The following is a 23,192-nucleotide window of genomic DNA, read 5'->3' as shown; positions in this document are numbered from 1 at the left end:
CAGCAGCACCCCATGACACCCGCACCGCGATACACGCTGGCCGCGACCACGCTCGACGCCCCCGACCCGCATGAGCTGGCGCGGTTCTACCGCAGCCTGCTGGGGTGGCCGCTGCGGAAGGAGGAGGCGGACTGGGTCGAGATCGCGCCGCCCGACGGCGGTGCCGGGCTGTCGTTCCAGGCGGAGCCGCACTTCACCCGCCCGCGCTGGCCCGCCACGCGGTCCGAGCAGCAGATGATGATGCACCTGGACATCGAGGTGGCGGATCTGCCGTCCGCCGTCGAGCACGCGGTCGCGCTGGGGGCGACCGTGGCGGACTTCCAGCCCCAGCCCGACGTGCGCGTCCTGTGCGACCCGGCGGGCCATCCGTTCTGCCTCTTCACACGCACGGCCCCGAGCGCCTGACGGGCCCCTGCCGGTACCTGCCCGCGCATGGGGCAGGGCCGGCGTATGGGTGACCCGTCGGCCTCCGCGCGGGTAGCCGGGGCCGAACGCCGGAAGAACAGACATGAGGACGCATTCCTCCGGCGAAAGGGAGACGCGCATGTCCGAGTCCGAGGCCCATAGGACCGCGCGAGTCGAGGGGCCGATCCCGTCGCAGCCGCGCCGGTTCTACGACGGTGGCGTGGACGCGGTCGACGGGCAGCCGGCGGCCCCGCCCGACCCCGGCCGCGATCCGCGCATCGAGCTGGTCCGGGTCGTCGAGGACGGCTGCGAGAAGTTCTGGATGCGGCGCCGTATCGCCTACCTGGACCGGCACCTCGGTGAGCTGCTCGTGCCCGGGGAGACGCGCACCTTCCGCAGCGATCTGACCTCGGTGCCCGCGTTCTTCACCTGGCTGGTGCCGAAGACCGGGGAGCACCTTCCCGCGACACTGCTGCACGACGGGCTGATCCACTGGCCGGGCGCCCCGACGTACCTCTCGACCGACGGGCACACGGTTCTGCGTGCGGATGCCGACCGGGTCCTGCGTGACGCGATGGCGGACGCCGGTACGGGGCTGATCCGGCGCTGGCTGATCTGGTCGGCGGTGGCCACGGCGACGATGTTCAGCGGCGCGGGCACGGGGTGGTCCACGGCACGCGCGTGGCGCTACCGCGTGACGGCGGCCCTGCCCCTGCTGTCGGTCGTCGCGCTGGGTGTCTGGGCGAGCGTCGACCTCCTCGACGTCACGCCCTGCGGCTTCCCGGAGCTGCCCTGGATGGCGGACCGCTCCTGGCCGGTGGAGCTGGCCGGAGGGCTGTCGGGCGCGATCGCGATCCCGTTGGCACTGGCGCTCCTGTGGGGACGCTTCCGGATCGCCGGTGCCGTGGTCGGGGTGAGCCTGGCGCTCCTGCTGCACGTCACGGTCGTCCTGCTGACCCTCACCGGCCTCTACCAGGCACTGGAGTGGCTCACCGCGAAGACCCCGAGACTCGCGCTCGCGCTGGCGTGGGCAGGGGTGCCGGTGGTGGTGCTCGTGTTCGCCGCGGTGCTCCTCGCGGGGTGAGCTCCCTGACATCTGTCAGGGACCGCGCGGGGCGGTGGCCCGTTAGGTTCCCCGGTGGCGGTTCTCCTGTTCCACAGCAACCGCCGCTGTCTGTCGGACCGTTGTGACATGGAGGCCTGCGATTTTCGGCAAACTGGCGAGGGCGGCGGCTTCGGCCGTCGCGGTGGCGGGGACACTCGTGGGCGTGACCGCCGGACCCGCATCGGCGACGCACACCGACTACGGATGCCCGTACGGAGCCGTGTGCCTCTACAACACCGAGAACCCCAACTCGGGTATCCAGAGCGGCGGTGTCTACTGGGCGTACGGCCCGCACAACCTCAGCAATCAGTACGGCTACCACTACGTGATGAACAACCAGTACGACGACGCCTGGGTGGAGTTGTGCACCGGCTACAACGGCACGGGCCGGGGAACGACGATCATCTCGGCGGGCTGGGGGTTCGCCCAGAACCTGTCTCCGATCAACTCGATCGCGCTGGGAACCGGCAACACCTACCCGTGCAGCCCTCCGTGACCCGAACCTAGCCACCGGCAACGGGGCCTGACATGACGTCAGGCCCCGGTGCGAGGGGCGGCGCGGGCCGCTGTCCGAGCGCGAGCATCGCCTCCGTGACCTCGTCGACCGCCGTGGCGGGGAGTGCGGTGGCGGCCTCGTCGAGGACGAGCAGCCGGGCCCCGGGGATCTCGCGTGCGAGCGCCTCGCCGTTGCCGACGGGGAAGAACGGGTCGTGACGGCCGTGGACGACGAGCGTGGGGACGGCGATCTCCGGCAGGCGTTCGCGCCAGCGGGGTGTGCAGTCGAGCCTGGCGAACACCATGCCCAGCTGGTTGGCCATCTGGACCGGGGGCGCGGTGCCGGGCGTCCGGTCCCAGACCCGTGCGGCGAGGGCGTGCGCGGCGGCGGGGTCGTCGCCGCGGATCTGCGCACCGGCGGCGGCGAACTCCGCGACCGCCGCACGGTCGGCCCAGTCGGGCATCGCCCGCGCGAAGAGCCGGCTCATCGTGTCCCCGTCATGGTCCGGGAGGTCGGTGTCGACCGGGCCGGGGGCGACCGCGCGGGTGCCGACCAGGGTGAGGGCGCGGAAGGCGTCCGGATGGTCGAGCACGGCGACCTGGGCGACCATCCCGCTGACGCCGATCCCCGCCAGGTGCGCGGGCACGCCGCCGAGCACCTCGGCGAGGGCCGCCGCGTCGTCGGCGAGGTCGCGCAGGGTGTACGCGGGCGCCCCCGGGTCCGCCGTCGTCGACTCCCCGCTGTCGCGCAGGTCGTAGCGCACCACGCGGCGTCCACCGGCGGCGAGGCGCTCGCACAGCGCGTCCGGCCAGGAGAGCATCGTCGTCCCGCCGACGAGCAGGACGAGCGGCGCGTCGTCGTCACCGAACGACTCGATGCCCAGGGCGATTCCGTTCGCGTGGACGGTGGTCATCGGATCACCGGGCCACGTCGTAGGTCAGATGCGTCGCGGTCGAGGTCGCGATCACCTCGCGCTGCACCAGCGTGCGCGGCGCTCCGCCGGTGAACAGGGGGGTCCCGGCGCCCAGTACGACGGGTGCCAGGTGCACGATCAGCAGGTCGACCAGACCTGCCTCCAGTGCCGAGGCGATCGTGGCGCCGCCGCCCATGAGGACGACGTCGAGGTCCTCGCCGCGGTCCGAGGACGCCGCCTCGGCTCGCTCGCGTGCGGCGGCGACGGCGTCGGGCAGGCCGGTCGTGACGAAGGTCCAGTCGAGGTTGGTGGTCCGCACCGACCGCGGCGGCGAACTCGTCACGACGACGAACGCGGGCCTGCCGACCTCGCCGGCGCCGTAGCCGGTGGTGTCGTCCCAGCCCTTCGGCCCGTCGACCACGTCGAAGAGGCGGCGCCCGAGGACGACGGCGCCCGAGCGGGCGGTCGCCTCGCGCAGGATCCGGCGGTCGTCGGGGTCGGCGGAGAACGCCCACGTGTGCAGGGCCTCGCCGCCGGTGCCCAGGCCGCTGTCCGGGCCGGGGTCGGGCCCGGTGACGAAGCCGTCCAGGGAGATCGAGATGTCAGCGATGATGCGCGTCATACCAGGGCAGACCCGGTCCGCGGGCAGAACTCATCGCTTGCGGGTGAGGAGCTTGCGGGGGAGGACGGCGATTCATCGGATCCGCGGGCAACCCTTCGCGGCCCGGACGGGTGGTTAGGGGCAACGCGTAAATGTCGGTGAGAGCGGGGGAACGAAGTGGGATCCACAGCACGGGGGAGAACGGCGGCCATGGCCGCCGTGGTGGCCGGGGTACTGGTCACCGGAGTGATCACGGCGGGAGGCCAGTCGGCGGGCGCCGCGGACGGCGCGGGACTCGACCGGACGAAGGCCACGGCGACGGCGAAGGCCTCGACGGTCACGCTGATCACCGGGGACCGAGTGAGCGTCGGTTCCGGCGGCCAGGTGGTCTCGGTCGACCGTGGCAAGGGGCGGGAGGGGATCGGGATCTCGGTACGGCGTGCGGCCGGCCACACCTACGTCGTCCCACAGGACGCGCTGCGTCTGGTCGCCGACGGGGTGCTGGACCGCAGGCTCTTCGATGTCGCGGGGCTCGTGAAGGACGGCCACGACGACGGGCACCGCTCCACGCTGCCGTTGATCGTCGGCTACCGCCAGGACGGCGCGGGGACGGCCCTCGGCACCGCCCGCGACCCGTTCGCGAGCGTCGTCGTACGGGAGCGCCGCGCCCTGCCGGCGGTCGGCGGCGAGGCCTTCAAGGCGCCCAAGTCCGGCGCCGCGGCGCTGTGGGCGGCCGTGACCGCCCACGCCCCGGCCCGTACCGGGGCCACCGCCTCCACGCGGTCCGTCGCCCACGTCTGGCTGGATGCGAGGGTCCGGGCCTCCCTGGCCGAGAGCGTCCCGCAGATCGGCGCACCCACCATGTGGCGGTCCGGCTACACCGGCAAGGGTGTCACGGTGGCGGTCCTGGACACGGGGGTGGACCAGACCCACCCGGACCTCAAGGGTGTCGAGATCGCGCAGAAGAACTTCTCCGAGGCCCCGGACACCAAGGACCGCTTCGGGCACGGGACGCACGTGGCGTCCATCCTCGCCGGCAGCGGCGCGAAGTCGGGCGGCCGCCTCAAGGGCGTGGCCCCAGACGTGCGGCTGCTGGACGGCAAGGTCCTGGCCGACAACGGCTTCGGAGACACCTCGGGCATCGTCGCCGGCATGCAGTGGGCCGTCGACCAGGGCGCGAAGATCGTCAACATGAGCCTGGGGTCCCTCGACCTCCCGGGGGTCGACCCGATGGAGGCGGCCGTCGCCCGGCTGTCCTCCAAGGCGCTGTTCGTGGTGGCCGCCGGGAACGAGGGCGACAAGCCCAGCACGCTCGGCACGCCCGGCAGCGCCCCCGCGGCGCTCACCGTCGGTGCCGTGGACAAGCAGGACCAGATCGCCGACTTCTCCAGCCGGGGTCCGACCCTGGACGGCAGGCCCAAGCCGGACATCACCGGCCCCGGCGTCGACATCACCGCCGCCCTGACGACACAGCGCGAGGAGCCCTCGGGCGAGGGGTACTGGGCGCAGTCCGGGACGTCGATGGCCGCTCCCCATGTCGCCGGAGCCGCCGCCCTCGTGCTCCAGCAGCGCCCGGGTCTCGGCGGAGCCCGGCTGAAGGCGCTGCTGACGGGTTCGGCCAAGCCCAACCCCCTGCTGAACGCCTATCAGCAGGGCGCGGGCCGGGTCGATCTGGAGCGGGCCGCCACCGCCGCGGTGGTCTCCGAGCCGGGCTCGGTGGGCTTCGGCCTGCAGTCCTGGCCGCACGCGGACGACAAGCCGGTAGCCAAGACCCTCACCTACCGCAACCTCGGCACCCAGGCCGTCACCCTGAAGCTCACCACCACCGCGGTCGGCCCCTCCGGCGCCCCGGCTCCGGCGGGCATGTTCACCCTCAAGGACGCCCAGCTCACCGTGCCGGCGGGCGGCACCGCGAAGACCACCGTCACCGCCGACACCACCAGGGGCACCGTCGACGGCGTCTTCGGCGGCACCGTACTGGCGTCGGGCGACGGCCAGCAGGTCCGCACCGGCCTCGCCGTCGAGCGCGAGGTGGAGTCCTACGACGTGACGGTCAAGCACCTCGACGCCGCCGGGACGGCCCCGGCCGGCTACACCACGGTGATCAACCGCGCCGACGGTGAGGGCGGGTACGTCGAGCTTCCCTCGCGCGCGAACGGCACGGTCGTCCAGCGGCTGCGCAAGGGCACCTACCAGTTGGACAGCATGGTCCTGGGCGAGGACAACACGCTCGGCTTCTTCGTCCAGCCGGTGCTGAAGCTCACCGGGAACGTCACGGTCACCCTGGACACCCGCAAGGCGAAGCCGTTCGCGGTGAAGGCCCCGGACCGGGCCGCGAAGATCGTCTCCTCCGTCGTCGGGTACTACGACGAGACGGTCGGCGTGAGCAACGTCTGGTCCACGATCGGAGTGCCGCAGATCCGCACCGCTTCCCTCGGCCCGGCGTCCGACGCGATGCGCGCCCAGTTCCACGGCGTGTGGAAGAACCCCGGCACGGCCGGCAAGAACGTCGACCACCGGCTCGCCTTCCACCGCAAGGGCAGCTTCTTCACCGGGCTGAACCGCACCGTCACCCGCGCCGAGGTCGCCGAGGTGAAGCTCGGCTTCGGTGCGTCCGTCACCGACGCCAAAGGGCGGGTGGACATCAGGCCCCTGGACGAGCGCGGGAGCAGCTTCGACATCGAGGAGCCGCGCGCCCAGAAGCTGCCGCAGTCGACCACGCACTACCTCAGCACGGAGGGCGTGCGCTGGTCCTGGACGGCCACGCAGCTCAACGCCCGCAACGAGGAACGCATGGTCTTCACCAAGCAGAAGGTGACCTACAGGCCGGGCTCCAGCCAGACGCTGAGGTTCAACACCGGTGTGGTCGGTCCCGACCTGGCGGCCAAGAGCCCGGACGGGAAGGGCGCCGAGCGGACCGGTGACCACATCAGTGCCAGGATTCCGCTGTTCAACGACGGCAGCGGCAACACCGGGTCGTCGGTCGTCACCGGCGGCTTCGCCCGGCTGGAATCCGGCGGGCAGGTCCTCGGGGAGGGCCCGGCCACGGAATGGCTCAGCGCCCAGGTCCCCGCCGCCAGTGCCGCGTACCGACTGACGGTCCAGGCGAGCCGCTCCGCCGCGGACACCTCCACCAGTACGAAGGTGACAGGGGTGTGGACGTTCACCTCGGTCCGGCCTACGTCGGACGTCGCGACCTGGCTGCCGCTGTCGACGGTACGGTTCGCGCCGAAGCTCAGCCTGCGCGGCACCGCTCCCGTGGGCAGCACGCTCAAGGTGCCGCTGAAGCTCGCCGGCCCGGCCGCCGCGACCGGTCAGGTCGCCGCGCTGAGCGTGAACGTCTCCTACGACGGCGGCCGGACCTGGAAGCCGCTCACCGTGGTGACCGACGCGCAGGGCGGGCGGTCGGTGAGCGTGAAGCCTCCGGCGAGCGCCAAGGCCGTGTCCCTGCGGGTGGACCTGAAGGACCGGGCCGGCAACACCGTCCGCGAGACGATCACGAACGCCTACCGGCTCACTCCGTGAGCTGACCGCACGACGGTGACCGCCAGGCGCCGGTGAGTGCTCCCGCCCCTCGGGCAGGAGCACTCACCGGCGCCTGCTCGTTTCCCAACGCCAGGCTGCGGCTGTGCGGGTGGCGGTGACCGCGCGCTCGGGCGGAGTGGCGAGGTCCCTCGTCCAGGCCCAGGGTGAGGGAGTGGATGTCGATCAGGTCGCCGGAGAGCTGTACGCGCTGAGGCCGCAGGATTTCGTCGCGGCGCGGGACGCGCGGGTCGCCGAGGCCCGGCGCGCCAAGGACATGGCGGCGGCGCGGGGGATCGGCGCACTGCGGCGGCCGACGACGGCGGCGTGGGCCTCGAACCTGTTCGTGCGCGAGCGCCCCGAGGAGGCCGAGCGGCTCCTCGCGTTGGGACAGACGCTGCGGGAGGCACACCGCACACTGGACGCCGGGCAGTTCCGGGAGGCCAGCCGGCGACAGAACCAGATGATCACCGCGTTGGTCCGGGAGGCCGCCGCCCTCGCCCAGCAGGCCGGACAGCCGCTGACCGAGCCGGTACGCCACGAGGTCGAGCAGATCCTGCACAGCGCCCTCGCCGACGCCGCCGTCGCACAGGAGTGGGCGGCGGGCCGCCTGACCAAGGCACCCGACGCCACGGTCGGCTTCACCGCCGTCACCCCCGACACGGTTCCCAGCCGACCCGAACCCCGGCCCCCGAAGAAGCCGCCGGCGAAACGCCCGAACCGCCGGGACACCGCCCGCCGCGAGCAGCTGGACGCCGCCCGGCGAGCCGCGCGGGACGCCGCCGCGGAGGCGGCCCGCAGCGAGAAGGAACAATCCAGGGCCGAACAGGCCCAGGAGTCCGCCGCCGCCCGAGCAGAGCAGGCCGGGGCCCGGGTGAGGGAGCTGGAGGAGCAATTGCGGCAGGCCCGCGAGGACGACCGTGCGGCACGCGCTGCCGCGAGCTCGGCCCGGGACGCGGCACAGCGGGCCCGCCGCACCGCCACGACCGCCCGACGCACCGCTGCCCGCGCCGCCGAGAAGCTGGCGGAACTCGGCGAAGCCACGGAAGGCAAGTAGCGCAGGGCGGAGGATTGTTCTGTGGCCGCCCGGCGCCCGCTTCACAGGGGCGGCGGGGTCATTGCGCCGAGGTCCGGCAGACGGTGCGGGTGGTAGGTCGCCAGGGCCGCGCCGGTGAGCCACCAGCCGCGGTGGACCAGGGCCCGGCACAGGGGTTCGTCGAGCCGGTCGAACACGGTCGGTACGAGGGACAGGTCACGGCCGTCGTAGGCGCGGTGCTCGGGAAAGGCCTCCCGCCACGTGTCCAGGCGCCCGGGGCCGTGGTCGGGGAAGTCCGTGGCCAGGGCCATCAGAACGCCTCGGCGGGAGCCGGGAGGCACCGGTTCGCCGGGCCCGGCGCCGTGACCGCGCTGGAAGCGCTCGACCATCAACCGGGTACGCAGCGCCGTACTTTGGCGGTACAGCAGAGAGTTGGCGCGGGCCAGGTCCCGGACGATCGGCAGCCCGCCGTACGCTCCCGGACGCAACAGCCCGCCGGAGTTGAGGACGAGCAGGAAGACCTCGCGGTAGCGCTCGCTGTCGAGAGCCTCCGAGCCGGTGTTGTCGTAGACACCGCCGTCGAGGAGGGCGGGTGCGTCGGTGGCGCAGGGAAAGTCCGCGCGGTGAAGGACCAGGGGCGGGAAGGCGCCGGGGACCGCGGCCGAGGCGGCGACCGCGACGCTGAGCCTCAGGCCCGTTCGGGCCGTCGGGGTCAGACCGATGGTGTAGTCGCCGTGGACGTCACGTTCGAAGGTGAAGCGGGCCCCCGTCGTGAGGTTGGCGGCGTTGAGGATCCACCGGACCTGCGGGTCGAGATCCGCCAGCTCGATGCCGTCGAAGAACCACTCGTCCAGGCGCCGGGCGAGGAGCTCGGTGCGGGTCGCGGAACCCACGGTCCGCCACAGACCGCGCAGAAGTGCCTTCTTGAGCGAGCGGGAGCTGATCTTACTGATCGTCGGGTCGGTGAGCAGTTCGTCGACCGCCTCCGGGGTGAAGCCCCGCCGTCTCAGGGCGGGCCACCGGGCGGCCAGCAGGCCGTTGGCGATCGAACCCCCGGACACCGACGACGCGTAGCGCAGCTCGGGCATCATCCTCGCGTCGGCGACGAAGCGCAGGACGCCCAGTGCGGCGAGCGTCGCCCGGAAGCCGCCTCCGGAGAGCGCGACGGCGACCGGGGCGTCTGCCGGGGGCGGCGGGGCGGGGCGCAGGGTGTCACCGCAGGGCCGCGCGCGCAGGCCGGTGCCGCCGGCGGGGGAGTCCACGGCCCAGCGGCTGTCGGTATGGCGGGAGCGGGTCATGGCCGCTCGCCCACCTCTATGACCTCGGCGAGGTCCGCGGGCGGGCGGACCCCGACCGTGAAGCGCCGGTGGTGGTGGAGCTCCGCGAGGGTGTCCTCGGCGAAGTCGATCCGGTTCGTCAGATGGATGGTGTACTCGTCGTCGCGGTCCCGTGACTCGACCAGCATGCGCAGGGTGTCCTCGCTGGGATGATGGTGTTTCACCCCGTCGGCCGAGATGACGTAGTGGTCGGCGTGGACCTGGTCGAAGAAGTCGCTCTCCACATTGCGGTCGCTGCCGTGATGGGGCAGTTTCAGCAGGTCGACGTGGAGCGGGCGGGCGCCGTCCAGCAGCCCGGTGTCGCGCAGCCCCGCCAGGATGCGGTCGCCCCTGGCGTCGCCGGTGAGCAGTGCGGTGCTTCCGCGGTGCTTCAGCAGCAGGACGATGCTGGACAGATTCGGTATGGAACCGTCCGTGTAGGACGAGGTGATGACGCCGGGGTCCTGGAGCCGGCGCGCCGTCAGCCAGCGGTCGGCCAGTTCCTCCAGTGCCGTCCCGTCCGGGGCGACCACGGTGACGTGCAGCTGGTCCAGGGTCGCCGCCCCGCCCGTGAGGAGCGGCCCGTCGAAGAGGGGATTGCCGTCCAGCCCCAGGGCGGCCGCCGCGTCCCGGATGGCGCGTCCTTGGTTGTAACTGGCCCGGACGGCACCGCTCTCGGCGCTCGCGCGGTCGACGAGCTCCCGCGCCGAGGCACTCAGGCCCTCCTCCTGGTGGTCCACCAGTTCCTCCACCGAGTTGAACCAGACCTTCCGCACGGCGAAGGGATCGGCCTCCTGGTCGTCCCTGGCGTGCTGTATCCGCCGGAGCAACTTGAGGACCCCGACGGCGTGGTCGTCGTCGACGTGGGACAGGCAGACGACGTCGATCCGCGGGACGCCCCGGGCGTCCACGGGCAGCTGTGACAGCCGCTCGCGCAGGGACGTCTCGTACACCTGGCTGGGACCGCCGTCGACGAGCATGACCCGCTCGTTCGCCCCCCACCGGACCAGGAAGGAATCGCCGTGCCGGGCGTTGAGGAAGTCGAAGGTGAACATGAACCGCTCCTTCGGGGGCTCGGCGCTCTCAGACGGACTGCATCGCCCGCAGGACGTCGACCAGGCCGGATCCCTGGTAGTGCCGTTCCCGGCCCAGATCCGTCGCCGTCGCGCACAGGATCTGCTTGATCCGCTCCGGGCGCCCGATCAGCTCCCGGTTGCGGGCCAGCAGCATCGCGGCGGCCCCGCTGACGTGCGCCGCCGCCTGACTGGTGCCGTGCAGCGCGGCGATGCCCTGATCGGGCACGGGCCCGTCGATGTCCTCGCCCGGTGCCAGCAGGTCCGGCTTGGGCCGGCCGTCGCCGGTGGGGCCGCGGCTGGAGAAGTAGCTGACCCCATGGCGGTGCGGGTTGGTGCGATGGGTGGAGCCGACCGTGATGACGGACTCCGCGTTGCCGGGGTCGGAGATGCTCGCACCGCGGTAGTCGCGCCCCAGTGTGCGTACGGCTCCGGCGTACCCGGAGTTCCCGGCAGCGGCGACGACCACGACCCCCGACCGGACCAGGCGGTCGCACTCGATGCACACCGGGGTCCACCCGGTGGAGTGGCTGGCCACGTCGTGCGGCACCGACAGGCTGATGTTGACCCCGGCGATGACGAACCGTCCCGCCTGTTCGTTGATGTACCGGATGGCCTGAAGGGCCGTCACGATGGAGAACTCGTCGCCCGTCCCCTCGTCGCCGAGGACCCGGAAGTCGTACAGCTGGATCCGCGGGCAGATGCCGCGGAACTCCTCCTCGGGGCGCGGCCACCAGCCGCCGATGATCCCGGCGATGTGCGTGCCGTGCGGGTCGAGCGGGGTGGTGTACCGCTGGTGGCGCGGGACCTCGGCGGGCTGTGTGGTGGCCGGCGCCGCGGCGAGGTCGATCTCGGCGTACGGCAGGGCCTTGGGCCAGTCGATCCGGCCGTCGTTGAGGGCGTCGAGGGACAGGGATCTGCGTACGCCGACGAAGTTGAACGCGCGAGGGATGCGCGAGTGGCGCGGCACCGGCTGCGGTGTGGCCGTGGTGTCCCAGTCGTAGAAGGCCGGGTGCCGTGCGTCGATGCCGCTGTCGACCACGGCCCAGCCGATGGAACTGCAGTTCACCGAGAAGACCTGCTCGGCGGCGTCGGCCTTGATGGTGGCGCGGGACCGTACGACCGCGGAGGAGGCCTGCCGGTTGGCGGTCACGGAGAGGATGGGATACCGCTGCCTGCGGTCGAGGACACCCTGCGCGGCCGGATCCGCGGGGGGTGCGGTGTCGGACGGTTCCAGGTGGACGCCGATCAGCATCTCGGCGATCTCCGCGCTGACCCCGGGGTCCGGCGACGGCCTGCCGCGCAGCGCCGGACTCGACTCGGTGACGATCGCGCTCAGCAGCCTGAGGAACCACCTCTGGTGGCGGGTGCGCTCCTGCCGTCGCGCGGAGTTGTCGTGGACGTCACTGGCCCGCTCGGGAACGCCGCCCGGCTGCGCCGAGGCGGGAGGGTCGTCGCGCAGCGCGTCCTCGATGCCGGCGCCGCCCTGCCGCTGCGCCAGGTCGTGCGCGTCGCGAAGGACGCGGTTGAGATTGGTCTTCGGCAGCACGGTCTGGACGAGCTCGCGCAGGGTCAGCTTCGCCGCGATGAAGCTGCCCGACGCGATCGGCTGGCAGTCGTCCGTCATGCGCAGGTTCCTGAAGCGCTGGAGGATCTGCTGGACGCCGTACTCCTCGTTGATCGCGAGGATCAGGTCCTCCCGCCGCGACTGAGCCGCGTCCTCGGGAGGCTGAGCGAGGGCCAGCAGGGCGTCGAACCGTACGGGGCAGTCCGTCGCCCAGGGGACGGGACGGGGGCCCTTGCCGTAGAAGAGTTCCTCGAGTCTGTTCCGGTCCATCTGTCCTCGCCCTGGCTCAGGTGCCGGTGCGGATGCCGATGAAGCGCTCTCGCCCTCAGTGTGGGGCGCGGGACAAGGGCTGCACAGGGCAGAAGGGACCACACGCGGCGGGGCAGTGTTACCCCGGCCAGGGGCCGGTGGGGATGATGGCGTGGGTCAGGGCGAAGCGGGTGAGGTCGGCCCGGCGTCGGGAGCCGATCTTGTCCCGGAGGCGGTCCAGATGGGAGTGCACGGTGTGCTCGCTGATGCCGAGCCGGAGCGCGATGGCGTGGTCGGTCTCACCGTGGGCGACCAGTTCCAGGATCTGGCGTTCACGGTCCGTGACGTGACACGACGGCTCTGTGTCCGGTCGTACGGCGAGTTCCGCGGAGATGTACGAGCAGCCGTCGGCGACGAGCCGGATCGCGGCCAGCAGCTCGCCCTCGTCGGCGTGGCGGTCGAGGCAGCCACGGGCGCCGGCGCGCAGCGTGGGCACCGCGCGGCCGTCCCGCGCGGTGGCGAAGACCAGGACCTCGATGTCCTCGGCGGCCAGCTGCCCCACCGCCTCCGCCAGACAGACCGGGGGCAGCTGGAGGTCCACGAGCGCGATGTCCCCCTGGCGCAGGCTGTGCGCGGCCTCGTCAGCGGACCGGGTGACGAGCGCGAGCGCGAGGTCGTCGGCGCCTTCGACGACATGCGCCACGCCGGTGCGGAACAGCGGACAGTCGCCTACGACGGCGACACGCCTGGCCTCCGCACTCATCGGCACCTCACTTCCACCCGGGCCGGCGCCCCGGGCGCGGGCATGGGCTGACAGCTCCAGTGTTGTGGGTCCGCGGCGGTCCGGCACGCCGAGGCGCGGGGACACGGGCCAGGAGCAACCGGCGCTGTTGCGTGAGCGCGGGCGACTTGGCGGCCGGCGGGCCGGACGGTGGCGTCGGGGTGTGCAGGACGGGGTCGATGTGGGAGTCGGGCCGTCGTGACATGAGGTAGAGTTGATCACGAGCTGGTCGCCGCAACTCGCTTCGCCCGGTGCTGCGTTGGTGGTCCAAGGAAAGACGCCCCGCTTCCTGCGGGGAGATGCAGGTGCAAGGCCTGCCCGGCGCTCCGAATGGGGCCTGTCCGCAAGCGGACAGGCCCCATAGCTTTGCCCGCACGCGCTGAACGGGGCCGCCCCCTCGGAGCGCCCTCGGCCGGGACGGCCTGCCGGGGCGCTCAAGGGGGAGCGGCGGTGCGGTCGCGCGCCTCCGGTCAGCCGTTGGCGAGGAGTTCGAGGGTGTCGATCACGCGGTTGGAGAAGCCCCACTCGTTGTCGTACCAGGCGACGACCTTGACGTGGCGGCCGTCGACGCGGGTCAGGGCCGAGTCGAAGATCGACGAGGCGGGGTTGCCCACGATGTCGGAGGAGACCAGCGGGTCCTCCGAGTACTCCAGGACACCTGCGAGCGGCCCGTCCGCGGCGGCGCGGTAGGCGGCGAGCACGTCCTCGCGGGTCACGTCCCGGGCGACGGTCGTGTTGAGCTCGACGATCGAACCGACCGGCACCGGTACGCGGATCGAGTCGCCCGACAGCTTGCCGTCGAGGTTCGGCAGCACCAGGCCGATCGCCTTGGCGGCGCCGGTCGTGGTCGGCACGATGTTGACGCCGGCGGCCCGGGCGCGACGGGCGTCGCGGTGGGGACCGTCCTGGAGGTTCTGCTCCTGGGTGTAGGCGTGCACCGTCGTCATGAACCCGTGCTCGATGCCGGCCAGGTCGTCGAGCACCTTGGCCAGCGGCGCGAGCGCGTTGGTGGTGCAGGAGGCGTTGGAGACGATCGTGTGCAGCTCGGCGTCGTAGGTGTCGGAGTTGACTCCGTACGCGAGCGTGACGTCGGCGCCGTCCGACGGCGCGCTGACGAGCACCTTGCGGGCGCCCGCGTCGAGGTGGGCGCGGGCGGCCTTGGCCGAGGTGAAGCGGCCGGTGGCCTCCAGGACGATGTCGACGCCGAGGTCGGCCCACGGCAGCTGTGCCGGTTCGCGTTCGGCCAGCACGGTGATCCGACGGCCGTCGACGACAAGGGTGTTGCCGTCGACGGTCACGGGGCGACCGAGGCGGCCGGCCGTGCTGTCGAAGGCGAGCAGCCGGGCGAGCGCGGCGGGCTCGGTGAGGTCGTTGACGGCGACGATCTCGAGGGCGCTGTCGCGCTCCAGGAGCGCGCGCAGCACGTTGCGTCCGATGCGGCCGAAACCGTTGATGGCGATGCGAGTCATGAGTGAGGTCCCTTCCCTTCGCCACCCCAGCCTCGCGCGCGGCACGTCCCGCTGACAGTGGCGAGATCGCCATGGTTCAAAAGGATCTCGCCACCGCCGTTGTCGCAGCCGCCTCCGCTGTCGTCCTCGGACTACTCACCCCGCGTGAAGGTGCGCCGGTACTCGCTCGGTGTGGTGCCGAGGATGCGCTGGAAGTGCAGGCGCAGGTTCGCCCCGGTGCCGAGGCCCACGTCGTCGGCGATCTGTTCCACGCTGCGCTCGGAGCGTTCGAGCAGTTCGCGGGCCAGGTCGATGCGGGCGCGCATCACCCACTGCATCGGCGTGTAGCCGGTCTCCTCGACGAAGCGCCGGGAGAACGTGCGCGCGGAGACCCCGGCCTGCCGGGCCAGGATGTCCAGGGTGAGGGGCTCGCCGAGCCGGTGCAGCGCCCACTCGCGGGTGGCGCCGAAGCGCTCGCCGAGCGGTTCGGGGACGCTGCGCGGCACGTACTGGGCCTGGCCGCCGCTGCGGTAGGGGGCCGCCACCAGACGGCGGGCCGCGTGGTTGGAGGCGGCCACGCCGAGGTCGCCGCGCAGGATGTGCAGGCACAGGTCGATGCCGGAGGCGGCGCCGGCGGAGGTGAGCACGCTGCCCTCGTCGACGAACAGCACGTTCTCGTCGACCTGCACGAGCGGGTGGCGGGCCATGAGCGCGCGTGTGTAGTGCCAGTGCGTCGTGGCGCGTCTGCCGTCGAGCAGGCCGGTGGCGGCGAGCGCGAAGGCGCCCGTGGAGATGGCGGCGAGCCGTGCGCCCCGGGCGTGGGCGGCGATCAGCGCGTCGACGACGGGCCGCGGCGGGTCCTCGCGGTCGGGGTGCCGATAGCCGGGGACGAAGACGATGTCGGCCCACGCCAGGGTGTCGAGGCCGTGGGCGACGGCGTACGACAGACCGTCGCCGCCGGTCACCAGCCCCGGTGCCGCCCCGCACACCCGCACCTCGTACGGCATGCTCGCGCGGGTCGTGAAGACCTGGGCGGGGATTCCGACGTCGAGCGGCTTCGCCCCTTCGAGCACGAGGACGGCGACGCGATGCAGGGGCGTGGCTGGCATGGGAAGAGGCTACGTCGGGTCCCCGGCGCTCCCTGACAGCCCGTCACCGCACGTGAAGGGCTACGTCAGGCCTTCGACGGTCCCGGACTGCCCGTCGCTGCCCCGCGGGGACCACACCTGGGTGTCTGAAGGCCTCGGCGAAGGGCTACGTCGGTTCCTCGCCGTTCCCTGACTGCCCGTCACCGCACCCCCGGGGAGCACACCTGGTGTCTGAAGGCCCCGCTGAAGTGGCCGCTTCCCACGCGGCCGAGTCGGTGGCCCGCCTCCCGCCGGGGGGTGCCCCCCGGCGTGCCCTGCGGCTGCCCCCACCCGCGAACCGGCGGTCAGCCCGAGTGACCCCGCCGGGGCGCGTGCCTAGCGTTGTGGCGCATGGCATCCTCCCGCATCACCTCGACGCTGGGCAGGCGGGCCGGTGTGGCGGCCCTGCTGGCCGCCCTGGTCGTGCCCGTCGCTCCGGCCGTCGCGCAGCCGTCCCCGGCCGGGCAGCACGCCGACTGCGGACCGGGCGACGAACTGCGCCGGGCCCTACGGACCCTCACGGATCGCGACCGGATCACCGGGGCCGCCGTGCTGGTCACCGACACCGCCCCCGGCGCCCCCTGCCCGACCCGGACCGCGACCGCCGGGACCGCCGACCTCGGCACCGGGCGCCCCATGAACACCACCGATCGATTACGCGCGGGCAGCGTCACCAAGACCTTCACCGCGACGGTCGTGCTCCAACTCGCCGCAGAGCGCCGCATCGCGCTCGACGCCCCCGTGGAGCGCTACCTGCCCGGACTGATCCGGCGCGGCGGCTACGACGGCCGCCGGATCACCGTACGGCAGCTGCTGCGGCACACCAGCGGGCTGCCCGACTACCTCGACGCGCCCGAGTGGGAGCACTTCGAAGCCCTCCGATACCGGCACTTCGAACCGCGCGAACTCGTCGCCCGCGCCCTCGACCTGCCGCGCCCTAAGGAGGCATGGCACTACGCCACCACCAACTACCTGCTCGCGGGCCTGATCATCCGCGAGGTCACCGGTCACTCACCGGAGGCGGAGATCACCCGCCGCGTGATCCGGCCCCTGAAGCTGCGCGACACGTACTGGCCCGGGGACGACCCCCGCATCCACGGCCCGCACTCGCGCAGCTACTTCACCGCCGAGGACGGCCGCCTCGCCGACGGCACCGAGTGGAACACGACCTTCGGCGGCGTCGGCGGCGCCCTGGTCTCCACGCCCGCCGACCTGACCCGGTTCGTCACCGCGCTGTTCGGCGGCCGTCTGCTGCCGCCCGCCCAACTGGCCGACATGCGGCGGACGGTGGCCGCCGACCCCGAGCGGCTGTGGCCCGGCGCCCGCTACGGGCTCGGCCTGATCGCCTCCCCGCTGCGCTGCGGCGGGCTGTGGTGGGGCCACGCCGGGACCGTGCCCGGAGGCCATCGCGCGCTGGCCGCCATGGGCCCCGGCGGGCGGAGCGTCGCGGTCGCACTCACCAAGGTGCCGGACACGCTCCAGAGCGAACAGGCCTTCCTGGAGCTGGTCCAGGCCGCGCTGTGCGAAGGGCGGCCCTCCGAAGGAACCGAACCGGCCGACGGCACGGAAGCGACAGAAGGGGAACACCAGTGATCCGCTCAGCCCGTTCGCAGCAGGGCACTTCGAGGACGGCGAGGAAAGCCGCGCTGGGGCTGGCCGCCACGGCACTCGCTCTGACCGCACTGCCCGCCACGGCCCTTCCGGCCCAGGCGGCCGCCGACCCGCTCGCGCGCTATCACCACCAGCGCCTGGACTGGAAGAGCTGCGTGCTCGGCTCGGACGACGCGATCGGCAAGGAGTTGGAACAGGCCGGCGCCCGATGTGCCGACGTGACCGTGCCGTTGGACTACGGCGATCCCGGCGGCCGGACGATCACCGTCGCGATCTCCCGGATCCGCGCCACCGACACCGGCCACCGCGTCGGTCCGCTGTTGCTGAACGGCGGTGGCCCCGGCGGGCAGACGCTCGGCGACCCGCCGTGGGTGCGCCAGGCGATGCAGGACGTCGGCGCCCGCTATGACGTCGTGGGCGTGGATCCCCGCTTCGTCGGCCGCAGCACCCCGCTGGACTGCAAGTGGCCGACCGGCTCCGCGTTCCGCGGTGCGGGCGTCGACCGCGCCGGCTTCGACCGCGTGGCGGCGTTCTCCGAGGACCTCGCCCGGCGCTGCCGGCAGCACGCGGGGGACGTGCTGCCGTACGTCACCACCCGCAACACCGCGCGGGACATGGACGTCATCCGTGCCGCGCTCGGTGAGCGGCGGATCTCCTACCTGGGCTACTCGTACGGCAGTTACCTCGGCGAGGTGTACGCCACGATGTTCCCCTCCCGTACCGACCGGGTCGTCCTGGACGGTGTCATAGACCCGGACCGGTACGGTCCCCGGCTGCTGCGGGGCACCGAGAAGGCCAACCGCCACGCACTGCGGGACTGGGCCTCCTGGGCCGCCGCCCGTGACACGACCTACGGAATGGGCCGTACCCCAGGAGCGGTCCTGGCGTCCGTGGACCGGATCCAGGCGGCCGCCGCCCGCACACCACTGAGGATCGGAGACCACCGGGTGGACGAGCACCACGTCCCCCTCGTCGTCATGAACGGCCTCTCGCAGGACAACGACACCGCCTACGGAGAGTTCGCGCAGGGCGTGCGGGACATGCTGCGGGCGGCGCAGGGGCGACAGGTCACCCCGTCGCCGTGGCTCGCCGGGGCTCTCGCGTTCATGCTGACCGGTGCCGACTCGCACTACGGCAGCGTCCAGACGGCGATCCTCTGCGGTGACATCGCCGCGCCGCGGGACCGGGAGGTCTACTGGCGCGACATCCAGCACGCCCGCGCCCGGGACGCGCTGTTCGGCCCCGTCGCCCAGAACCTCAACCCCTGCGCCTTCTGGGACCGGCCCCGCGAGCGTCCGACCACCGTCAGGGACGACCTCCCCGCCCTGCTCGTCAACGCCACCGGGGACCCGCGCTCCACCTACGAGGGCGCCACCGCGATGCACCGGGCGTGGCCCTCGTCCCGCCTGGTCACCCTGCGCGGAGCCGACCAGCACGCGGTGTACGGCGTCCACGGCACCGCCTGTGTCGACGCCACGGTCAACGCCTACCTCGCCACCGGCCGCCTCCCGGCGAGGGACGTCACGTGCGAGGCGCACGACCGGTGAGCGCACAGGGGCGGAAAGGCGTCCGGGGGGCAGGGGCATCGCCCCGGCATCATCGGGTCTCCCGCCCCTGCCCGACGGTGGCCGGACCCCTGCGGGCCGGCCACCGTCGATGCGTACCGCTCGCCTACGGGGCCATCTCGTACGCGCCGGCCAGTGCCTCGACGCGCTGCCAGACGCGTTCCGTGCGTGCCGTGTCGACGACCGGCCGGCGGACCGCGCCCAGCGCCCACTCCTGCTGCCGCTCGGTCGCGGAGTCCTTGCCGTGGAGTTCGACGGCATGGCCGGAGAAGTCGCGTACCAGGACGGCGAAGAGTTCGTCGAGGACGTCCTCGTCGAGGCCGGTGAGGGCGGCCTGCTCCAGGACGAGCTGGGCGTGCACGACGAGTGCGAAGAGCTGGCCTATGGACAGGACGAGATCGAGGTCGCGGCTCTGGTCCGCGTCGGGCCCGGCGGTTGCGACGAACTCGCAGAGCGCCTCGGCCTGTTCGCGCAGCCGGGCGACGTTGGGGAGGTGGGCGTACGTGTCGAAGGCCGGGCGCCAGTCGTGGAAGCGCACGGAGCCGAGGCCGCGGGCGGGGCCCTGGCGGAACAGGAAGTCGTCGTCGGCCGCGTCGAGTCGGGTGGGCACGCTCGGGTAGTCGGCCGGGTCGAGGAGGTGGTTGCGCAGGAACTTGAGGATCAGCGCCAGGTTGACGTGGACGGTGCCCTCCAGCTTCGGCAGGCCGCGGATCTCGACGGCGGCCTGGGCGAAGTAGTTGTCCTTCTCGAAGCCCTTGGCGGCGATGACGTCCCACATCAGGTCGATGACCTTCTCGCCCTCCGTGGTCACCTTCATCTTCGTCATCGGGTTGAACAGCAGGTAGCGGCGGTCGTCGGGGCCGGCGGAACGGAAGTAGTCGACGGCGCGGTCGCTGAACTGCTTCATGCCGACGAGCCGGACGTAGGCGTCGGTCAACTCGCGGCGCACGTGCGGAAAAGCGGTGACGGGGCGGCCGTACAGGACGCGGTGGTGGGCGTGGGTGACGGCCTCGTACATCGCGTGCTCGCAGATGCCGATCGAGGCGGTGCACAGGTTGAACTTGCCGACGTTGACCGTGTTGAGGGCGGCGTCGAAGGCGGCCCGGCCGGTGTGCAGGACGTCCTCGGCCGCGACGGGGTAGTCCGCCAGGCGGAACTCGCTGACGAACTTGGAGGAGTCGACGACGTTCTTGACCAGGTGGTAGTTCGGGTGGCGGCTGTCGGCCGCGAAGAACACATAGCCGTCGGGGCCCTCGACGTCGGTGCGGCGGCCGAAGACGGAGACGAGTCCGGCGGCGTTGCCGTTGCCGATGTAGTACTTGGAGCCGGTGGCGCGGAAGCCGCCGTCGCCGTCGGGTTCGAGGAGCATGTCGGTGGAGTAGATGTCGGCCCCGTGGGCCTTCTCGGACAGGCCGAACGCGAACACCTCTCCCTGGGCGAGGAGTTCCGCGGCGCGGGCGCGGGCGGCGGCGTTCTCGCTCTGCCAGACCGGGCCGAGACCGAGGATGGTGACCTGCCAGGCGTACCAGTAGTCCAGGCCGTAGAAGCCGAGGATCTCGTTGAGGGCGGCGATGCGGGCGGTGTCCCAGCGCTTGTCCGGCTCTTCCGGTCCGGCGGCGGCGGCCGGCGTCAGGAAGGTGGCGAAGAGGTTCTCCTTCGCGGCGAAGGCGAGGAAGTCCCCGAGCCAGGCGCGGGTGCGGTAGTCCTCGATCAGCTGTCGCTTGCCGCGCTCCTCGAACCAGTCGACGGTGGCACGCAGCAGGCGGCGTGTCTCGGGGTCGAAGTGCGCGGGGTCGTACGTGCGCGGGTTGAAGAGCAGCTGGTCAGCCATGGTGAGGGTCTCTTTCGACAGACGGGCGGACGGGAATCGTGGAACCGTGGGACAGGGCGCGGGGGAGAGTGGGGTCGGGCGGCGGTCAGTGGCTCGGGCCGAAACGGGCCAGCGTGGTGAGCACGTCGTCCAGCCAGCCGATCATCATGCGCTCGTAGGCGATGCCGCCGCGCAGGACGACGTGCTGGAGCTCTCGCTCCGGGTCGAGCGGTGCCCTCGCGGCGGCCGCGCTCGCCTCGGGCCCGGTGAAGTCCCGCTCCTCGCCCGCGAGATAGTGCTTCAGCCGCTCCTGGTGCGCCTGCCGGTGCCGCTCCACCTCGCGCACGAGCGCGGCGGGGTCGTCGAAGGCGGCGCCCCGGATCTTCACCGCCAGGTCGTGGCGGACGCTTTCCGGCTCGATCGGGTCGTGCAGCCAGGAGGACAGCGCGGCGCGGCCGAGGTCGGCGACGGAGTACTCCTTCTTGTCCGGCCGGCCTTGCTGCGGGACGTCCCGGACGTCGACCCAGCCGTCGTTCTCCATGCGCTTGAGCACGCGGTAGATCTGCTGGTGGGTGGCGGTCCAGAAGTAGCCGATGGACCGCTCGAAACGGCGGGCCAGCTCGTAGCCGGAGCCCGGCTTCTCCAGGAGCGACACCAGGATCGCGTGTTCGAGCGCCATGGCACCGATCGTGCTATGCAACTCGTTGCATAGCAAGTCCCACCCGCCTCGATGCGACGTGGGTCACCCCGGGGTGGCGGAGCGAACCGCCCCCACACGGACCCCGCCCGGCAGGGGTGCGAGTTCCTGCCGACCACGAAACGTTGCGCTGACTGTCGACGGACGAGCCGTTGTTGGACATTCTTTCAACAACGACGTCCCGACGTAACGCGAGGGACAGCTGCATCCGGGGTGGTGATGGGTGTGAACGACGACACGCGCGGCGCCTTTCCGGTCCGCACCGTCGGTGTGGCCGGGCTCGGCCCGCCGGGGGCCCGCGCCCTGCCGCCCGCGCCCTGCGCCACCATCGCGCCGCGCGCCCGCGACGCGGCGTCCCGACGGGCCCTGGCGCACGGTCAGGAGCAGTTGCGCGACGGCCCCGTGGCCGATGCCTGCTCGGCGCTGCTCCGTGCCGCCGCCGGGCTGCGCGAGACCGACCCCGCGACGGCACGCCGCGCCCTGCTGGCAGCGGCGTCGGCGGCCTGGGCCGCCGGTGACCAGGACACCTACCGGCGCGTCTTCACGGTGGGCCCCTGCCACGCCTGCGGTGCCGACCGCGCGTCCGCACTGTGCGCCCCGGGATGCCCCGAGGCCGGCTGGAGAGCCCATTGGATCGGCATGAGCGCGGTGGTCGAGGGGGACTTCCCTCGCGCCGGCGCGGTCCTGGAACCCCGGCTGCGACAGGTCACGACCCGCGCGGACACCGAGGAGCTCTGCGAGGCCGGCAGCGTGGCCCTCCTCCTGGGCAGGCTGCCCCTGGCGCGCAGGCTCCTGAGCCTCGCCCTGGCGTCCGCGCGCTCGGCGGGAGCGGAGACGGCGGTCCCGGGCATCCTCGCGCACCTCGCCTGCGCCGAGCTGCGGGAGGGACGCCACCCCCAGGCCCGCGCCCACGCCGAGGAGGGGCTGGTGCTGGCGCGGAGATTCGGTCAGCGCAACGTCGCCGCCGAACTGTCGGCCGTACGCGCGCTCGTGGTGTCCATGGCGGGTGACCTGCCCACGGTGCGCGCCCAGGTGGCGGACGTCATGGCGGTGGCGCAGCCGCACGGGCTGGCCCAGGCCGCGTTTCTCGCCGCGTGGGCGCAAGCGCGCGCGGAACTGGGGGCGGGCAAGGTCGAGCGGGCTGCCGCCCGGCTGGCTCCGCTGGTCCAACCCGGCGCCCGGCAGGGCCACTTCGGGCTGTGGTTCCTGGCCGTGCCCTGCTTCGTCGAGGCCTGCGTCCTGTCCGACCAGGCCCCCGACGCCACCGGGATGGTCGACCTGTTCGCCGTCTGGGCGGATCTCGGCGCCGACCCGCAGGCACCGGCACAGCTGGCGCGGTGCCGCGCGCTCCTGGCGTCCGCGGACCGCAGCGAGGAGCTCTACCGCGCCGCGCTCGCCCACCACGAGCGGGCGTCAGGGCCGTACGAGCACGCGCGCACCCACCTGGCCTTCGGCATGTGGCTGCGGCGTCGACGACGGCCCACCGAGGCCCGTACCCAGTTGCGCGCCGCGCTGATGGGTTTCGAACACTGCGGCGCCGGGCTCTGGGCGAAGCGGGCGGGCGCGGAGCTCCGGGCGGCCGGCGAGGTGACCGGAGCGGGCGAGACGGGGCTGCTGTCCTCGCTCACACCGCAACAGGTGCGTATCGCCCGGGACGTGGCGCACGGCGCGACGAACAAGGAGATCGCCGCGGAACTGTCCATCAGCATCCGGACCGTCGAGTACCACCTGCGCAACGTCTTCGCGCAGCTGGGCGTCCGGTCGCGCACCGGACTCGCGCATCTGCTGGCGAACGTCGACACGGACGAGGACGAGGAGCAGGTCCGGGCCTGGGAACAGCCCGAGCCGAGTTAAGGCGTCGCGGGGCGCG

Annotated in this window: 18 protein-coding genes; 8 read left to right on the top strand and 10 right to left on the bottom strand. The window is 72.7% G+C overall.

Annotated elements, in window-relative coordinates:
- The first annotated feature begins 12 nt into the window (after window positions 1-12).
- The 3 genes from ACH41F_RS16040 (at window position 13) to ACH41F_RS16030 (ending at window position 2,006) form a co-directional block, all read left to right on the top strand.
- Window positions 13-405, top strand: coding sequence for a VOC family protein (locus tag ACH41F_RS16040; protein ID WP_391230883.1), 393 nt, complete (start codon window positions 13-15; stop codon window positions 403-405).
- Between the two features lie 139 nt (window positions 406-544).
- Window positions 545-1,489, top strand: coding sequence for a DUF1353 domain-containing protein (locus tag ACH41F_RS16035; protein ID WP_398836016.1), 945 nt, complete (start codon window positions 545-547; stop codon window positions 1,487-1,489).
- A 184-nt stretch (window positions 1,490-1,673) separates the two neighbouring features.
- A complete protein-coding gene (locus ACH41F_RS16030) occupies window positions 1,674-2,006 on the top strand; it encodes a hypothetical protein (RefSeq protein WP_391230886.1) in 333 nt (110 codons plus the stop codon).
- 7 nt (window positions 2,007-2,013) lie between these two features.
- Here the strand turns inward: ACH41F_RS16030 and ACH41F_RS16025 are convergent, their stop codons facing one another.
- Window positions 2,014-2,919 carry an alpha/beta fold hydrolase gene (locus ACH41F_RS16025; protein ID WP_398836013.1) on the bottom strand — a complete coding sequence of 302 codons (906 nt, stop codon included), beginning with the start codon at window positions 2,917-2,919 and terminating at the stop codon, window positions 2,014-2,016.
- A gap of 4 nt (window positions 2,920-2,923) precedes the next feature.
- Window positions 2,924-3,541 (bottom strand): dihydrofolate reductase family protein, encoded by a 618-nt coding sequence (locus ACH41F_RS16020; protein ID WP_391230888.1) that lies wholly within the window; start codon window positions 3,539-3,541, stop codon window positions 2,924-2,926.
- Window positions 3,542-3,730: 189 nt separating this feature from the next.
- On the opposite strand from ACH41F_RS16020, the gene ACH41F_RS16015 reads away from it, so the two are divergent.
- The gene (locus ACH41F_RS16015) at window positions 3,731-7,045 is read left to right on the top strand and encodes a S8 family serine peptidase (RefSeq protein ID WP_398836010.1); all 3,315 of its coding nucleotides are present in this window, start codon (window positions 3,731-3,733) and stop codon (window positions 7,043-7,045) included.
- Between the two features lie 172 nt (window positions 7,046-7,217).
- The gene (locus tag ACH41F_RS16010) at window positions 7,218-8,099 is read left to right on the top strand and encodes a hypothetical protein (protein ID WP_398836008.1); all 882 of its coding nucleotides are present in this window, start codon (window positions 7,218-7,220) and stop codon (window positions 8,097-8,099) included.
- Window positions 8,100-8,140: 41 nt separating this feature from the next.
- Here the strand turns inward: ACH41F_RS16010 and ACH41F_RS16005 are convergent, their stop codons facing one another.
- From ACH41F_RS16005 to ACH41F_RS15980, 6 genes are all read right to left on the bottom strand, one after another.
- Window positions 8,141-9,376 carry a patatin-like phospholipase family protein gene (locus ACH41F_RS16005; protein WP_398836006.1) on the bottom strand — a complete coding sequence of 412 codons (1,236 nt, stop codon included), beginning with the start codon at window positions 9,374-9,376 and terminating at the stop codon, window positions 8,141-8,143.
- Window positions 9,373-10,449 (bottom strand): ComEC/Rec2 family competence protein, encoded by a 1,077-nt coding sequence (locus ACH41F_RS16000; RefSeq protein ID WP_398836003.1) that lies wholly within the window; start codon window positions 10,447-10,449, stop codon window positions 9,373-9,375. Before ACH41F_RS16000 ends, ACH41F_RS16005 begins: the two co-directional genes overlap by 4 nt.
- Before the next feature lie 28 nt (window positions 10,450-10,477).
- Complete coding sequence (locus ACH41F_RS15995; protein WP_391230893.1) at window positions 10,478-12,304, bottom strand: S8 family serine peptidase; 1,827 nt, start codon at window positions 12,302-12,304, stop codon at window positions 10,478-10,480.
- Window positions 12,305-12,422: 118 nt separating this feature from the next.
- Window positions 12,423-13,046 (bottom strand): LuxR C-terminal-related transcriptional regulator, encoded by a 624-nt coding sequence (locus ACH41F_RS15990; RefSeq protein WP_391230894.1) that lies wholly within the window; start codon window positions 13,044-13,046, stop codon window positions 12,423-12,425.
- Between the two features lie 488 nt (window positions 13,047-13,534).
- Window positions 13,535-14,533: a type I glyceraldehyde-3-phosphate dehydrogenase gene (gene gap / locus ACH41F_RS15985; protein ID WP_398836000.1), complete on the bottom strand. Its 999-nt coding sequence runs from the start codon at window positions 14,531-14,533 to the stop codon at window positions 13,535-13,537.
- 131 nt (window positions 14,534-14,664) lie between these two features.
- Window positions 14,665-15,621, bottom strand: coding sequence for a helix-turn-helix domain-containing protein (locus tag ACH41F_RS15980; RefSeq protein WP_391230896.1), 957 nt, complete (start codon window positions 15,619-15,621; stop codon window positions 14,665-14,667).
- A gap of 369 nt (window positions 15,622-15,990) precedes the next feature.
- Here ACH41F_RS15980 and ACH41F_RS15975 point away from each other — a divergent pair, with 369 nt between their 5' ends.
- On the top strand, window positions 15,991-17,232 hold the full coding sequence (locus ACH41F_RS15975) for a serine hydrolase (RefSeq protein WP_391230897.1): 1,242 nt from the start codon (window positions 15,991-15,993) through the stop codon (window positions 17,230-17,232).
- Window positions 17,229-18,797, top strand: a complete 1,569-nt coding sequence (locus tag ACH41F_RS15970; protein WP_398835996.1) for an alpha/beta hydrolase — start codon at window positions 17,229-17,231, stop codon at window positions 18,795-18,797. Before ACH41F_RS15975 ends, ACH41F_RS15970 begins: the two co-directional genes overlap by 4 nt.
- Before the next feature lie 124 nt (window positions 18,798-18,921).
- Here ACH41F_RS15970 and ACH41F_RS15965 read toward each other — a convergent pair whose 3' ends face one another.
- Together ACH41F_RS15965 and ACH41F_RS15960 are read right to left on the bottom strand one after the other, a co-directional pair.
- The gene (locus tag ACH41F_RS15965; RefSeq protein ID WP_398835994.1) at window positions 18,922-20,646 is read right to left on the bottom strand and encodes an acyl-CoA dehydrogenase family protein; all 1,725 of its coding nucleotides are present in this window, start codon (window positions 20,644-20,646) and stop codon (window positions 18,922-18,924) included.
- 85 nt (window positions 20,647-20,731) lie between these two features.
- Window positions 20,732-21,304, bottom strand: a complete 573-nt coding sequence (locus ACH41F_RS15960) for a helix-turn-helix transcriptional regulator (RefSeq protein WP_391230900.1) — start codon at window positions 21,302-21,304, stop codon at window positions 20,732-20,734.
- A 243-nt stretch (window positions 21,305-21,547) separates the two neighbouring features.
- Here ACH41F_RS15960 and ACH41F_RS15955 point away from each other — a divergent pair, with 243 nt between their 5' ends.
- The gene (locus ACH41F_RS15955; RefSeq protein WP_391230901.1) at window positions 21,548-23,176 is read left to right on the top strand and encodes a LuxR C-terminal-related transcriptional regulator; all 1,629 of its coding nucleotides are present in this window, start codon (window positions 21,548-21,550) and stop codon (window positions 23,174-23,176) included.
- Window positions 23,177-23,192: the final 16 nt, after the last annotated feature.

It is taken from the genome of Streptomyces sp. NPDC020489 (assembly GCF_044386545.1).
Classification (GTDB): Bacteria; Actinomycetota; Actinomycetes; order Streptomycetales; family Streptomycetaceae; genus Streptomyces.
Note: the sequence above shows the minus strand (reverse complement) of the source record. Positions and strands in the feature narration are given on the sequence as shown.